Genomic DNA, 13,810 nt, shown 5'->3' with positions numbered 1-13,810 from the left:
GTCGAGCCTCGCCGCCGGGAGAGGCGAAGCGAAAGCCCCGTCGCAACTTGTGGAAAACCCAGGAGTCAGGACGAGTCGCGAGAAAGGACGGGAGGGTCCGCTGACCAGGGAAAATCAATCCACCGATCCGTGCGCCGCCACACGTACTCGCACTTCACTGCGGAGCGGGGCTTCTCGTATACGACCGCGCACCGTACGTCCGCCACATGGTCGGCGCAGAAGTCCCGGACGAGCCGAAGCGTCGCCCCCGTGTCGGCCACGTCGTCCGCGACCAGCACCCGCGCCCCGGACAGGTCCACCGCGCTCGGCGTGGGCGGCAGCATGACCGGCATCTCCAGCCGCTGGTCCACGCCGGTGTAGAACTCGATGTTCATGACGTGCAGGTTCTTCACGTCCAGCGCGTAACCGAGCGCGCCCGCGACGAACAGCCCGCCCCGGGCGATCGACAGGATCAGGTCCGGCCGGTACCCGTCGGACGCGACCGCCACGGCCAGCTCCCGGCTCGCCGTGCCGAACAGCTCCCAGGTGAGGACTTCTCTCGACGCGGACACACTCCCATCCTCCCCGATCCCGCACGCCGACCCCTCCGGAACACCGGCAACAGGCGCGCGGAGCAGCGGAGACTACGAGACCGGAACACGCGTGCCCGCGACGGCAGTACCCGGTGCGATGCGGGCGCCGTTCCGGCGCGCCAGACGGCCGGGAACGCGTGCGGCCGTGACGGCCAGCGGGCGACGCGGAGCGACCGCGTGCCCCCGCACGACCCTGTAGCGTTGCCCCGTGCCAGCCCCCGAACTCCTGAGCGAATCCGCGCCGAGCTCCGACGTTCCCGACGTCAAGGACCTATTGGCCGCAGCGGTGACGGCCGTCGGCGGCGCGGAGCGGCCCGGCCAGATGGCGATGGCCGAGGCGGTCGCGCACGCGATCGAGTCCGGCGAGCACGTCGCCGCGCAGGCCGGCACCGGGACGGGCAAGTCGCTGGCCTACCTCGTCCCCGCGATCCGGCACGCGGTGGCGGCGAAGAAGACCGTCGTCGTCTCGACGGCGACGATCGCGCTGCAGAACCAGCTCGTCGACCGCGACCTGCCGAGGCTCGCCAAGGCGCTGGAGCCGCACCTCGGCGTCGAGCCGAAGTTCGCGATCCTCAAGGGCCGCCGCAACTACCTGTGCCTGCACCGCGTCCAGACCGGCGCCCCCGAGGACCCCGAAGAGGAGTCCCTGTTCGACCCGCAGCAGCTCTCCGGCCTCGGCCGCCAGGTGAAGCGGCTGAACGAGTGGGCCGAGGAGACCACGACCGGCGACCGCGACGAGCTGGTCCCCGGCGTGAGCGAGCAGGCGTGGCGGCAGGTCGCGGTGACGGCCCGCGAGTGCGTCGGCGCGACGCGCTGCCCGCAGGGCACCGAGTGCTTCGCCGAGCGGGCGCGGGCGACGGCGGGCGAGGCGCACGTCGTCGTCACCAACCACGCGCTGCTCGCGATCGACGCGCTGGAGGACTTCCAGGTCCTGCCCGAGCACGACGTCGTGATCGTGGACGAGGCGCACGAGCTGGTGGACCGCGTGACGTCCGTCGCGACCGGCGACCTCAGCGGCCCCGGCGTGGAGGCGGCGGCGCGACGGCTCGGCCGGCTGGTCGAGGAGGCCGTGGCGGACCGGCTGAAGGAGGCGGGCGAGGCGCTCGGCGTCCTGCTGGACGATCTGCCCGAAGGCCGGATGGACGTCCTGTCCCCGGCGCTCGGCACGACGCTCGCGGTCGTCCGCGACACCGCGCACGCCTGCCTGACGGCGCTCGGCCCGGAGAAGAAGGACGCCGACCCGTCCGACATGGGCGCGCGCAAGGCGGCCCGGACGGCGCTGGACGACCTGCACGACACGGCGGTCCGGCTGGTCGACGCGTTCGCGGCGGAGATCGCGGCGCGCACCGAGGTGGTGTGGCTGGCCAAGCCGTTCGCGCAGGAGGGACGGCCGAGCCGCCCGCCGACGCTGCACGTCGCGCCGATCGGGGTGGGCGGGCTGCTGCGCGGCACGCTGTTCGAGGACCGCACGACCATTCTGACGTCGGCGACGCTGACGCTCGGCGGCTCGTTCGACCCGCTGGCCCGCCAGTGGGGCCTCCCGGCCGAGGACGCGAAGGACGACAAGCTGAAGTGGTCCGGCCTGGACGTCGGGTCGCCGTTCGACCATCCGAGGTCGGGCATCCTCTACGTCGCCAGGCACCTCCCGCAGCCGGGACGCGACGGTCTCGCCGACGCCTGCCTCACCGAGATCACCGAGCTGGTCGAGGCGGCGGGCGGCCGGACGCTCGGCCTGTTCTCCTCGATGCGCGCGGCGCGCCAGGCCGCCGACGAACTGCGCGACCACCTGTCGCATCCGCTGCTGTGCCAGGGCGACGACACGACGTCCCTGCTGGTCAAGCGGTTCGCCGAGGAGGAGCGGACGTGCCTGTTCGGCACGCTGTCGCTGTGGCAGGGCGTGGACGTGCCCGGCCCGTCCCTGCAACTGGTGATCATGGACCGGATCCCGTTCCCGCGCCCGGACGACCCGGTGACCTCGGCGCGGCAGCGGGCCGTCGCGGCACACGGCGGGAACGGGTTCATGGCCGTCGCGGCGACGCACGCGGCGCTGCTGCTGGCGCAGGGCGCGGGACGGCTGCTGCGGTCGATGGACGACCGGGGCGTCGTCGCGATCCTGGACCCGAGGCTCGCGACCGCCCGCTACGGCGGCTTCCTCAAGAACTCGCTGCCGCCGTTCTGGGCGACGACGGACCCGCAGGTCGCGCGGGGCGCGCTGCGCCGGCTGGACGCCGCGGCGGGCTGATCAGCCGACCCGCCGGCCGCTGACCTCGACGGGCGTCAGCGAGACATAGGACTCGCGTTCGCCCCCGGCCCACGGCCGCACGTCCGGCAGCGCCTCGATCTCCGCCGCCGACAGGTGGTGCGCCGGGCCGCGCAGCAGGACGCTCCAGCCCGCGTGCCGCTCGGCGTCGATCGCGTCGACCTCGAACGCGACGCGGGCCTCGGCGCCGCGCACGACGGTGGTGACGCCGGTGCTGATCCGGCCGCCGAAGCTCGTCCGGAAGACGACGGTGTCACCGGCGACGACGTAGTTGACCGGCAGGACGGACGGCCCCGCGCCGTCGTCGAACCCGACGCGGCCGATCCCGCCCGGCGCGATCAGCCGCAGGCACTCGTCCCGGTCGAGCTTCTCGGGCAATCCGTCCGACGTGGTCATCACTCGCCTCCCTGGCAACTCCCCTGTCGTCGTTCCCCGCGGACGCGCGGATCATCCCCGGCGGCGGGAGAGCAGGAACTCGCCGATCCTGCCGATGGCCTCCTCCAGGTCGTCGGCGTACTGGAGCGTGACGATCCGGAAGTGGTCGGGGCGCGGCCAGTTGAATCCGCTGCCCTGCACGACGAGGATCTTCTGCTCCTCCAGCAGGTCGAACGCGAACTGGACGTCGTCCTCGATCGGGTAGACGTCCGGGTCCAGGCGCGGGAACACGTACAGGGCGCCCTGCGGCCGGACGCAGGACACGCCGGGCAGCGCGTTGAGCCGGTCGGCGGCGCGGTCGCGCTGCTCGCCGAGCCGTCCGGTCGGCAGGACGAGTTCCTCGATCGTCTGCTTCCCGCCGAGCGCGGCCTGGATGGCGTGCTGGCCGGGGACGTTCGGGCAGAGCCGCATGTTGGCGAGGATGTCCAGGCCCTCGATGTAGGACGCGGCGTGCTGCTTCGGCCCCGACAGCACCACCCATCCGGCGCGGAACCCGGCGACCCGATAGTTCTTGGACAGCCCGCCGAACGTGAGGCACAGCAGGTCGGGGGCGAGGGACGCGATCGAGGTGTGGACGGCGCCGTCGTAGAGGATCCGGTCGTAGATCTCGTCGGCGAAGATCAGCAGGTGGTGCCGCCGGGCCAGCTCGACGATCCGCTCCAGCACCGGACGGGGGTACACCGCCCCGGTCGGGTTGTTGGGGTTGATCAGGACGAGCGCCCGCGTCCGGTCGGTGATCTTGGCTTCCATGTCGGCGAGGTCGGGGATCCAGTCGGCGCCCTCGTCGCACAGATAGTGGACGGCCTGCCCGCCGCACAGCGCGACCGACGCCGTCCACAGCGGGTAGTCCGGCGCGGGGATGAGGACCTGGTCGCCGTTGTTGAGCAGCGCCTGCAGCGTCATGACGATCAGCTCGGAGACGCCGTTGCCGAGGTAGACGTCCTCGACGTCGACGTCGGCGATGCCCAGTTCCTCGCAGCGCTGCACGACGGCGCGGCGCGCGGGCAGGATGCCCTTGGAGTCGCTGTAGCCGTGCGCGTCGGGCAGATTGCGGACCATGTCCTGGAGCAGTTCGGGCGGGCACTCGAAGCCGAACGGCGCGGGGTTGCCGATGTGCAGCTTGAGGATGCGGTGCCCCGCGGCCTCCAGTTGCCGCGCGCGGCCGAGGACGGGGCCGCGGATGTCGTAACAGACGTTGCCGAGCTTCGCCGACTGGGTGACCTGCATGGCTTCCAGCCTATCCGCGGACGATCACGCTCCCGCCGGGTCGCTTTACTCCGGATTGTGATGCGACCGACATACAAGCAGGCTTGCTTGCTTGTATGTCGGCTCGTACCTTCGTGGTGTGACAGTAAGCAGTCGCCGACACGGGCCCCCGCCGAGTCGCCGCACCCAGGAGGAGCGGCGGTCGACGACGCGTCGGCGGTTGCTGGACGCGACGATGGAGTGCCTGGTGGATCTCGGCTGGTCGGGGACCTCGACCACGGAGGTCGCCCGGCGCGCCGGAGTCTCGCGCGGCGCCCAGCAGCACCACTATCCGACGAAGATGGAGCTGGTCACCGCGGCCCTGGAGCACATGCTCCAGGCGCAGCGGCTCGCGTACGAGACGGCGTTCGCGATCCTCCCGGCCGCCCGCCGCAACGTCGAGGGAGCCCTCGACCTGCTGTGGGAGGTCTTCCGCGGGCGTCCCGCCAAAGCGCTCATGGAACTGGCCGTCGCGGGGCGCACCGACGACGAACTGCGCCCCCTGTGCCGGGACATGAACGAGCGGATCATCCAGGTGATCATGGAGACGTTCGTCCGGCTGTTCCCCGCGAACACGCTGCCCGCCGACTTCGTCTCGACGCTGCTGCGCGCCCTGTACGCGCTGTACATCGGGCTGTCGGTGCAGAACGCGCTGGACGACGACGCGGACGGTCACCAGGCGGAGGTGCTGGCGCAGCTCAAGGCCATCGCCCTGCTCATCGTCCCCGAGACCGGCGGACCCGTCCTGACCCCCTCCCCCATCCCGACCCCCACCCCCGAAGACGGCGGCGACGCCGGACGCACCACCCCCGAGGGAGCGCCATCATGACCAAAGCCCCCACCGAACTCGCCGAGGAAGTCCGCGAGCAGGTCAAGGACAAGAAGGCTTATCTCGGTGTCATCAGCCGCCTGAACAAGGCGTCGGTGGACAAGCACTGGGAGGCGTACGCCGACATCCCGTGGGACGACCCCGAGTTCCTGGTCGACAAGAACGACCCGCGCTGGGTCCTTCCCCAGTTCGACCGGCTCGGCGACACCGCCTGGTACAAGGCGCAGCCGCCGGAGATCCGGGCGCAGATCGGGCTGTGGCGCGTCGCGACGGCCATGAAGATCGGCCTGCAGTTCGAGAACCTGCTCAAGCGCGGCCTGCTGAACTACGCCTACCGGCTGCCGAACGGCCGCCCGGAGTTCCGGTACGTCTACCACGAGACGACCGAGGAATGTCATCACGGCATGATGTTCCAGGAGTTCGTGAACCGGACGAAGATGCCCATCCGCGGCATGCCCCGGTCGCTGAGCCTCATCGCGCAGGTCGCGCCGTGGATCCCCCTGGTCAGCACCGAGCTGTTCTTCGTGTTCGTGCTCGGCGGCGAGGACCCGATCGACTACGTGCAGCGCAAGTCGCTCAAGGGCGGGCACATCAAGCACCCGCTCGAAGAGACGATCATGAAGATCCACATCGCCGAGGAGGCGCGGCACATCTCGTTCGCGCGCCACTACCTCAAGCACCGCGTGCCGAACCTGAACCGCACGCAGAAGGCGATCCTCGGCGTGCTCACGCCCGTCGTGCTCGGCGTCATGGCGCGGATCATGCTGGCCCCGCCCGGACCGATGGTGCGGCACTTCAACATCCCGTCCGAGGTCGTCCGCGAGGCCTACCACGACCCGGACAGCAAGGCAGAGATCTCCAACTCCGTCGCCAAGATCCGCGACCTGATGAACGAGCTGGGGCTCGTCAACCGGCGCAACAAGCAGGTCTGGAAGGCGTTCGGGATCTGGGACAAGCCGGGCACCCGCCGTCCGCTGAGCACCGACGCCGCCCCCGCCAAGGCCGCCTGACGATGGGCGCGCACGAGAGCCCCGCCGTGGTGACGCCCGCGGCGGGGCCGGGCGAGGCCTACGGCGTCGTCATCGTCGGGACGGGCTTTTCCGGCCTCGGCATGGCGATCGGGCTGAAAAAGGCCGGCGTCCACGACTTCGTCATCCTGGAGAAGGCCGGCGAGGTCGGCGGGACGTGGCGGGAGAACACCTACCCCGGCTGCGGCTGCGACATCATGTCGCTGCTCTACTCGTTCTCCTTCGAGCCGAAGGCCGACTGGTCCCGGATGTTCCCCAAGCAGGCCGAACTGCTGGAGTACATCAAGGAGGTCGTCGCCAAGTACGAGCTGGAGCAGCACATCCGGTTCAACACCGAGGTGACGGGCGCCGAGTACAACGACGCCGACGACACCTGGGGCGTGACGATCGCCGGCGCGGGCGCCGAGCCGGGCGAGGTCGTGCGGGGACGGGCGCTGGCGGCCGGCATGGGCCCGCTGCACCAGCCGAGCATCCCCGACCTGCCGGGCCTGGACTCCTTCGAGGGCACGACGTTCCACTCCGCCGAGTGGAACCACGACTACGACCTCACGGGCAAGCGCGTCGCCGTCATCGGGACGGGCGCGTCGGCGATCCAGTTCGTCCCGCGCGTGGCGAAGCAGGCCGGGGCGCTGACGCTGTTCCAGCGGACGCCGCCGTGGATCCTGCCCAAGCCCGACCGCCGCGTCACCGGCGTGGAGAAGGCGCTGTTCCGGCGCGTCCCCGGCGTGCAGCGCGGCTACCGCAACGGCATCTACCTGATGCAGGAGAGCTTCGTGCTGGGGTTCAAGAACCCCAAGCTGCTGAAGGCCGCGAGCGGCCTCGCGAAGTGGCACCTGAACCGCCAGGTGAAGGACCCGGAGCTGCGCCGCAAGCTGACGCCCGACTACACGATGGGCTGCAAGCGGACGCTGGTGTCCAGCGACTACTACCCGGCGCTGACCCGTCCCAACGTGGAGGTCACGACCGAGGGGATCGCCGAGATCCGGCCGCACTCGATCGTCACGACGGACGGCGCCGAGCACCCGGTCGACGCGATCATCTTCGGCACCGGCTTCCACGTCACCGACGCCTTCGAGCACGCCCACATCGTGGGCCGCGGCGGCGTGAAGATCCAGGACGCGTGGCAGGACGGCGTCGAGGCGCACCTCGGCGTGTCCGTCGCGGGCTTCCCGAACCTGTTCCTGCTGCTCGGGCCGAACTCCGGGCTCGGCCACAACTCGATGATCTTCGTCATCGAGGCGCAGGTCCGGTACGTCCTGCGGTGCCTGCGGATGCGGGACGCGGCGGGCGCCGGGCGGATCGCCGTGCGCGCCTCCGCGCAGGACCGCTTCAACCGCTGGGTCCAGGCCAAGTCCGAGGGCGCGGTGTGGGTCGCGGGCGGCTGCACGAGCTGGTACCTGGACCGCAACGGCGTGAACCGGGCCGCGTGGCCCGCCTCGACCGTGAACTACTGGCTGCGCACGCGCCGCCTCGACCCGGCGGACTTCGAGATCGCCGGGAAGGCCGCGAGCTGAGCGCCCTGTCGCGCACCGGGCACGGGCCGTAGACTCGCCCCTCAATTCCACCCTTCATCCAATTGCCGCCGTCGCGGGACCGGGGTCTCCCGGCCCCGCGGCCCGGCGTTCCAACCGAGCGGAGCACGCCATGAGCATCGCGATCGTGACCGGAGGCGCGTCCGGCATCGGCCGCGCCATCGCCACGTCCCTGGTCCACCGGGGCGACACGGTGGTCGTCAGCGACATCAACGCCGAGGGCGCCCGGAAGGTCGCCGACAAGCTCAACACGCTCGGCCGGGGCAAGGCGTCGGCCGCGCCGCTCGACGTCACCGACGCCGCCGCCGTGGCGGAGCTGTACCAGGCCGTCCGCGACGAGCACGGTCACCTCGACCTCGTGTTCAACAACGCGGGCATCTCGATCGGCGGCCTGGCCGAGGAACTGACCCTCGACCACTGGAACCGCGCGATCGACATCAACCTCAAGGGCGTCGTCCACGGCGTCGACGCGGCGTACCGGATCATGCTGGAGCAGGGGTCCGGGCACATCGTCAACACCGCGTCGCTCGCGGGGCTCGTCCCGATGCCGATCGGCATCCCCTACACCGCCACCAAGCACGCCGTCGTCGGGCTGTCGCTCGGCCTGCGCGCCGAGGCGGCCGGACGCGGCGTCAAGGTCAGCGTCGTCTGCCCGAGCTTCGTCGACACGCCGCTGCTCACCAACGTCAACCCGGGCCTGCCGGAGACGGCGATGAGCGGCAACGCCACCGAGGACATCAAGAAGGCGGTCCCCCGGCTCTACACCGCCGAGAAGCTCGCCCGCGACATCATCCGCGGCGTCGACCGCAACAAGGCCCTCATCGTCGCGCCCGCGCACGGCCGCGCCGCGTGGCGGGGCGTGCGGCTCAACCCGGCGGCGGCGGTGCGCGTCGCGCAGTTCGCCGTCGACAAGGTGCTGTCCGGCAAGAAGTGAGCGGCAGCGGCCTCCTGGACGGCCTCGCCGGGGGCGGTGCCTCCCCGCCCCCGGCTCAGGTCACGCCCGAGCAGGGCGCGTCCAGCCGGTAGCCGTCGGCGGTCGCGCCCGCCTGGTAGTCCGTCAGCACCCGCAGGCCCGTGTACCGGGACGGGTCCGGACGCTCGAACACCGTCTCCCGGAACGCCGACGCGTTGGGCGTCCCGGAGAAGTCGCCCGCCGCCGGGGGCATCATGCCCTCGTAGTCGACGAACGTGGTCTCCTTCATCGCCGTGTAGAGGCCCTGGCGCGTCAGCCACCCGTTCTGCGCGGCGCGTTCCAGCACCGCCTTCAGCGGATACTGCATCGACCAACCGACCGTCAGGGTGTCGTCGGGCACCACCGCGCCGAGCGCGGCGCGCATCGCGGTGTAGCCGGGCGCGTCGGTCGCGAACGGCTTCCACGTCGCGGTCATGAGGTAGTGGTCGCGCATCGCGGTGGCGACGGGCGACTTCATCACCGCGACGTTCCAGGTCGTCTGGTCGCCGAAGAACCGGCCCTTGTAGCCGTGCGCGACGGCCTGCCCGACGATCGCGGCCGTCTCCGCCGGGCCGGTGGACAGCAGGACCACGTCCGGCTTGAACTTCAGGATCGACCGCACCGCCGCGGCCTGCCGGTCGGGACCCTGCGGCGTCTGGACGCTCCGGTACGCCAGCCGGTGCGCGCGGGCCGCGACCCGTCCGCCGCCCGCGCCGTCCGCGCCGTAGTCGCCCGCGAAGTGGACGCTCATCACCCGCCGCACCCGGCCCTGCCGGACGGCGTAGTCCACGGCGTTCATGTAGTGGAAGCAGTACGACGTGCCCGACTCCAGGATCACGTCCTCGAACTCCCAGCGGGACTGGAACGACGCGGGCACCGCCAGCATCCGCTCGGTCCGCAGGTCGCCGAGGATCTCCTCGGTCGTCGAGGACCCGAGCGTCTGCGCCAGCGCCAGCACCCGGTCCTTCATCTCCAGGTACGCGGCGAGATGACGGCTCGGGACGTACCCGGTGTCGCGGACATAGGTGACGGCGTCCACGTCGTACCCGCCGATGCCGCCCTCGGCGTTCACCCGCTCCCAGAACGCCCGCTGCGCCCGCGTCAGCAGCACGCCGAGCGCGCTGAACGGGCCGGTGGACAGGTCCGACAGCGTCCCGAGGTAGATGCAGCCGTGGTTCCGGTTCACCGCGTGCGGGCACGGCCGCGACGTCACGCCGGGGACCGTCTCGGCGTTCGCCGGACCGCCCAGCAGGCCGCAGCCGGACGCGCCGAGCGCCGCCGCGAGCAGCACGAGCCCCGCCAGCCACGCCCGCAGCCTCCGACCGTCAGAGCGCGCGCAGACCATCGATCATTTCCTTCAGCAGGTTCGTGTCGGGACGCCCGGACACCGTCTCCGGGCTTCGCGCCGTCACCAGACGGCGTTCCAGCAGATCGCCGAGCAGCACCCGGACCACGCCGAGCGGCAGCGCCAGCTCCGCCGCGATCTCGGCGACCGGCACCGGGCCGCGGCACAGGTCGAGGATCGTCTCCTCCTCCGGCGACAGCACCGCCGGATCGGGCAGCGGCTCCCGCGCCTGGACGGTCGCGAGCAGGTCCAGCGCGTCGCCGCCCGCGTGCCGGGCGCGTCCCTTGGCCACCGCGTAGGGACGGACGACCGGGCCGGCCATCTCGTCCACCCACAGCTCCTCGGGACCCTCGGGCATCACTCGCCCCCGGGCACGGCCGGGCCGTCCTCGTCCGCCGCGGCGGCCCGGCCCCGCTCCAGCCCGCTCTGCAGGCCGGTGAGCAGCCGCTGCGCGGACTCCGGCGAGCGCGGCCCGACGGCCGGCTCGGCGGCCGACTCGACGACGGGCGCGGCGAGCAGCGGCTCGTCGACGCGCAGCCGCTCGGCGAGATGGGTCTGGCGCCGCCGCGCGGGCAGGCCCGCCGCCGTCTCGCGCGGGACGTCCGGCGCCGGCTCGCGGCCCGGCTCCACCACCAGGTCCAGCGGCAGCAGCACGATCGCCGTCACCCCGCCGTACGCCGACGGCCGCAGCGTCACCTTCGCGCCGAGCCGCGCCGCGAGCCGCGCGACGACGAACAGGCCGAGCCGTGTCGTGTCGCCCAGCCTCCCGTCCGGATCGGTCGCGAGCAGTTCGTTGCACGCCTCGAACTCCTCGGTGCCGAGACCGAGGCCGCCGTCCTCGATCTCGATCGCGAACCCGCGTCCGACCAGCTCGCCGGAGACCCGCACGGTCGTTGTCGGCGGAGAGAACGTGGTGGCGTTCTCGATCAGCTCGGCGAGCAGGTGGATGGTGTCGGCGACGGCGGAGCCGCGCAGCGCGGTCCGTCCCATCGGGGCGACGTCCACCCGCGTGTAGTCCTCGACCTCGGCCGCGGCGGCGCGGGCGACGTCCACCAGCCGGACCGGGTCGCGCCAGGACCGTCCGGCGGGCCGTCCCGACAGCACGACCAGGCCCTCGGCGTGCCGCCGCATCCGCGTGGCGAGGTGGTCGAGCGCGAACAGCGCCTCCAGCTCGTCGGGACGCTCGGTGCGGCGCTGCATCGCCTCCAGCATCGCCAGCAGCCGCTGCAGCAGCGACTGGTTGCGGCGCGCCAGCGTCACGAACACCTCGTTGAGCCTGCGGTGCGCGGCCTCCTCGTTCGCGGCGGCGCGGCGGACGGCGTCGCGGGCGCGGTCGAACGCGTCCCCGATCCGCCGGATCTCGCCGACCGTGTAGACCGGGCCGGGCGCGTCGGGCGCGGTCGGCGCCGGTTCCAGCCGCTCGGGCGGCGGCGGGTCGCCGGGACGCGCGGGCAGCCGCCGCTCGGGGGCGTCCGGCTCCGGGCCGCCCGGCAGCCGCTCGGCGGCGAACGCCGACACGTCGCGGGCCAGGTCGCGGCTCTCGCGGATCAGCGTCCGCCCGATGCGGACGGCCAGCACCACCGACACGACCACCGCGACGAGCCCGAGCCCGCCCGCCAGCACCAACCGCAGCAGGAACGCGCGGGCGGTGTCGCGGGCGCGGTCGGTCGTGACGGCGCGGATCCGCGTGGCCAGGCCCGTCAGCTCACGGCCGACGGCCTCCGTCGCGGTGTGCCAGGCGCCGACGTCCAGCGGCGGCGCCGCGCCCGGACGGCTCTGCGGCCGGATCACCAGCCGTTCGAGGGAATCGAAGCGCGCGGCGTCCGGACCGGTGACGATCTCCCGGTACCGGGCGGCGTCGGCGCCGCTCAGCGACCGCGACGCCTCGTCGTACAGCGCCTGGCGGGCACCGGCGAGCCGGATCATCTCCAGCCGCTCGTCGGCGGTCATCCGGCCGGCCGCGAGGACGCCGGTGACCAGCGCGTCCTCACGGGCGAGCTGCTCGCGGCCCCGCTCCAGCGAGATCAGCATCCGCGAGTTGCGCACGACGCGCCGGTCGCTGGACGGGACGTCGTCGTACACGTCGGCGGCGAGGTCGATCAGCGCGCTGTAGCGCGTCATCGCCTGCGGACGGTCGATGGCGCGGTGGTCGACGGCCTGGCGGAGCGCGTCGAGGTCGCCGAGCGCGTCCACGAGCCGCGTCATGCGCTGGAGCGTCTCCGGCCGGGTCGCGCCGCGCGTGCCGGGGTCGGCGGCGGCGCGGCGGAACGCGTCGCGGGCGTCCCCGGTGCGGGCGCGCTGGGCGTCGAACCCGGCGCGGCCGATCGTCGCGTCGTCGCCGAGCGACGACAGGGACATGCGGCGCTCGTCCTGCAACGCGGCGATCAGCGTGTCGGTGGGTTCGGCGACGTTGGTCGTGAACGTCTTCGCCCGCGTCTGGCGGAGGCTGTCGGTGAGCGCCGTCGCGGCGACGAATCCCCAGAGCAGGACGAGCGCGGTGAGCGGCGGGAACAGCAGAAGGAACATCTTGGCGCGAACCGACTGGCCGCGGCCCCGGCGACCTGTTCCCATCTTGACCCCCGCGGACCCTCACCCCGAATGGGATCGGACCGTATCGCGGTGATTCGGGGCGCATCTTGCGGTTCGCGGAGAAGATCGTGATTGTTATGTTTATGTTACTGACAGATGACAGTTGATCAACTCCGCGTCATCTGCCCGGCCGCCCCCGCATTCCAGTCCCCTCCGCGTCGCCCGCCCCGGGCAGGGGCAGCGCGGCCACCTACGCGCCTCCTCCCTCAGGTGCCGGACGGCGCGTTCGTGTCGACGCCTACGCTGGACGGATGGAGCGGATCCTCGTTAGCGCGTGCCTGCTCGGCCGGCCCGTCCGCTACGACGGCGCGGCCAAGCCAGTGGCCGACGACCTATTCGCGCGCTGGCGGTCCGAGGGACGGCTAGTCCCGTTCTGCCCGGAGGTATCGGGCGGGCTGACGGTGCCCCGTCCCGCCGCCGAGATCGTCCCGGCAGCCGGTGGCGGCGCGGCCGTCCTGGCCGGAACGGCACGCGTTCTGACCGCCTCAGGCGACGACGTCACGGAGGCATTCGTGAACGGCGCACGCCTGGCCCTCGACTGCGCCCGCCGCGCCGGCGCCCGCATCGCGCTCCTGAAGGAGGGCAGTCCGTCCTGCGGCGTCCACCGCATCCACGACGGCACCTTTCAGGGCCGCTCCCTCCCCGGAGAAGGCATCACGGCCGCCTTGCTCGCCCAAGCAGGCCTGCGCGTCTTCACCGAGTCGGAACTCCCGTCCCTGGCGTCCTTCCTGGACTCCCCCGCGCCCTAGACGACCCGCGACCACATGCGCGCTCAGCTGCCCTCCGCAAACGCCGCCCACCCAAGAACAACTAACCACCCCGAACACAAAAAAGGCCCCGCCGTCGGCGGGGCCCCGAAAAGTGCCTGGAAATGCGTTGAGGGCCACCCCTAAGGATGGCCCTCAACCACAATAAGTCCGGCGGTGTCCTACTCTCCCACACAGTCTCCCATGCAGTACCATCGGCGCTGAAAGGCTTAACTTCCGGGTTCGGAATGGAACCGGGTGTTTCCCTCTCGCCAAA

Annotated in this window: 12 protein-coding genes and 1 rRNA gene; 6 read left to right on the top strand and 7 right to left on the bottom strand. The window is 72.2% G+C overall.

Features of this window, described 5'->3' with window-relative positions:
• Positions 1-65 precede the first annotated feature (65 nt).
• The gene (locus BTM25_RS24325; RefSeq protein WP_103565355.1) at positions 66-551 is read right to left on the bottom strand and encodes a phosphoribosyltransferase; all 486 of its coding nucleotides are present in this window, start codon (positions 549-551) and stop codon (positions 66-68) included.
• A 229-nt stretch (positions 552-780) separates the two neighbouring features.
• Here BTM25_RS24325 and BTM25_RS24320 point away from each other — a divergent pair, with 229 nt between their 5' ends.
• Complete coding sequence (locus BTM25_RS24320) at positions 781-2,814, top strand: ATP-dependent DNA helicase (protein ID WP_103565354.1); 2,034 nt, start codon at positions 781-783, stop codon at positions 2,812-2,814.
• Here BTM25_RS24320 and BTM25_RS24315 read toward each other — a convergent pair whose 3' ends face one another.
• Positions 2,815-3,228 carry a pyridoxamine 5'-phosphate oxidase family protein gene (locus tag BTM25_RS24315; protein ID WP_103565353.1) on the bottom strand — a complete coding sequence of 138 codons (414 nt, stop codon included), beginning with the start codon at positions 3,226-3,228 and terminating at the stop codon, positions 2,815-2,817.
• 51 nt (positions 3,229-3,279) lie between these two features.
• On the bottom strand, positions 3,280-4,494 hold the full coding sequence (locus tag BTM25_RS24310; RefSeq protein WP_103565352.1) for a pyridoxal phosphate-dependent aminotransferase: 1,215 nt from the start codon (positions 4,492-4,494) through the stop codon (positions 3,280-3,282).
• 118 nt (positions 4,495-4,612) lie between these two features.
• On the opposite strand from BTM25_RS24310, the gene BTM25_RS24305 reads away from it, so the two are divergent.
• From BTM25_RS24305 to BTM25_RS24290, 4 genes are all read left to right on the top strand, one after another.
• Positions 4,613-5,341, top strand: a complete 729-nt coding sequence (locus BTM25_RS24305) for a TetR/AcrR family transcriptional regulator (protein ID WP_268877687.1) — start codon at positions 4,613-4,615, stop codon at positions 5,339-5,341.
• Positions 5,338-6,351, top strand: coding sequence for an AurF N-oxygenase family protein (locus tag BTM25_RS24300; RefSeq protein WP_103565351.1), 1,014 nt, complete (start codon positions 5,338-5,340; stop codon positions 6,349-6,351). Before BTM25_RS24305 ends, BTM25_RS24300 begins: the two co-directional genes overlap by 4 nt.
• Before the next feature lie 2 nt (positions 6,352-6,353).
• Positions 6,354-7,883 (top strand): flavin-containing monooxygenase, encoded by a 1,530-nt coding sequence (locus BTM25_RS24295; RefSeq protein WP_103565350.1) that lies wholly within the window; start codon positions 6,354-6,356, stop codon positions 7,881-7,883.
• Between the two features lie 130 nt (positions 7,884-8,013).
• Positions 8,014-8,835 carry an SDR family NAD(P)-dependent oxidoreductase gene (locus tag BTM25_RS24290; RefSeq protein WP_103565349.1) on the top strand — a complete coding sequence of 274 codons (822 nt, stop codon included), beginning with the start codon at positions 8,014-8,016 and terminating at the stop codon, positions 8,833-8,835.
• 55 nt (positions 8,836-8,890) lie between these two features.
• On the opposite strand, the gene BTM25_RS24285 is transcribed toward BTM25_RS24290, so the two are convergent.
• From BTM25_RS24285 to BTM25_RS24275, 3 genes are read right to left on the bottom strand one after another with little or no spacing between them, the layout of a single operon-like run.
• Complete coding sequence (locus BTM25_RS24285; RefSeq protein ID WP_103565348.1) at positions 8,891-10,198, bottom strand: ABC transporter substrate-binding protein; 1,308 nt, start codon at positions 10,196-10,198, stop codon at positions 8,891-8,893.
• Positions 10,179-10,556 carry a DUF742 domain-containing protein gene (locus BTM25_RS24280; RefSeq protein WP_103565347.1) on the bottom strand — a complete coding sequence of 126 codons (378 nt, stop codon included), beginning with the start codon at positions 10,554-10,556 and terminating at the stop codon, positions 10,179-10,181. Before BTM25_RS24280 ends, BTM25_RS24285 begins: the two co-directional genes overlap by 20 nt.
• Positions 10,556-12,724: a sensor histidine kinase gene (locus BTM25_RS24275; protein ID WP_168212231.1), complete on the bottom strand. Its 2,169-nt coding sequence runs from the start codon at positions 12,722-12,724 to the stop codon at positions 10,556-10,558. Before BTM25_RS24275 ends, BTM25_RS24280 begins: the two co-directional genes overlap by 1 nt.
• A 314-nt stretch (positions 12,725-13,038) precedes the next feature.
• On the opposite strand from BTM25_RS24275, the gene BTM25_RS24270 reads away from it, so the two are divergent.
• Entirely contained in the window at positions 13,039-13,536 is a 498-nt protein-coding gene (locus tag BTM25_RS24270) for a DUF523 domain-containing protein (RefSeq protein WP_103565345.1), read from the top strand.
• A gap of 166 nt (positions 13,537-13,702) precedes the next feature.
• Here BTM25_RS24270 and rrf read toward each other — a convergent pair.
• Positions 13,703-13,810 (bottom strand): 5S ribosomal RNA (rrf, locus tag BTM25_RS24265); the annotation flags it as partial.

Origin of the sequence: Actinomadura rubteroloni (genome assembly GCF_002911665.1) — a bacterium.
GTDB lineage: Bacteria > Actinomycetota > Actinomycetes > Streptosporangiales > Streptosporangiaceae > Spirillospora > Spirillospora rubteroloni.
Note: the sequence above shows the minus strand (reverse complement) of the source record. Positions and strands in the feature narration are given on the sequence as shown.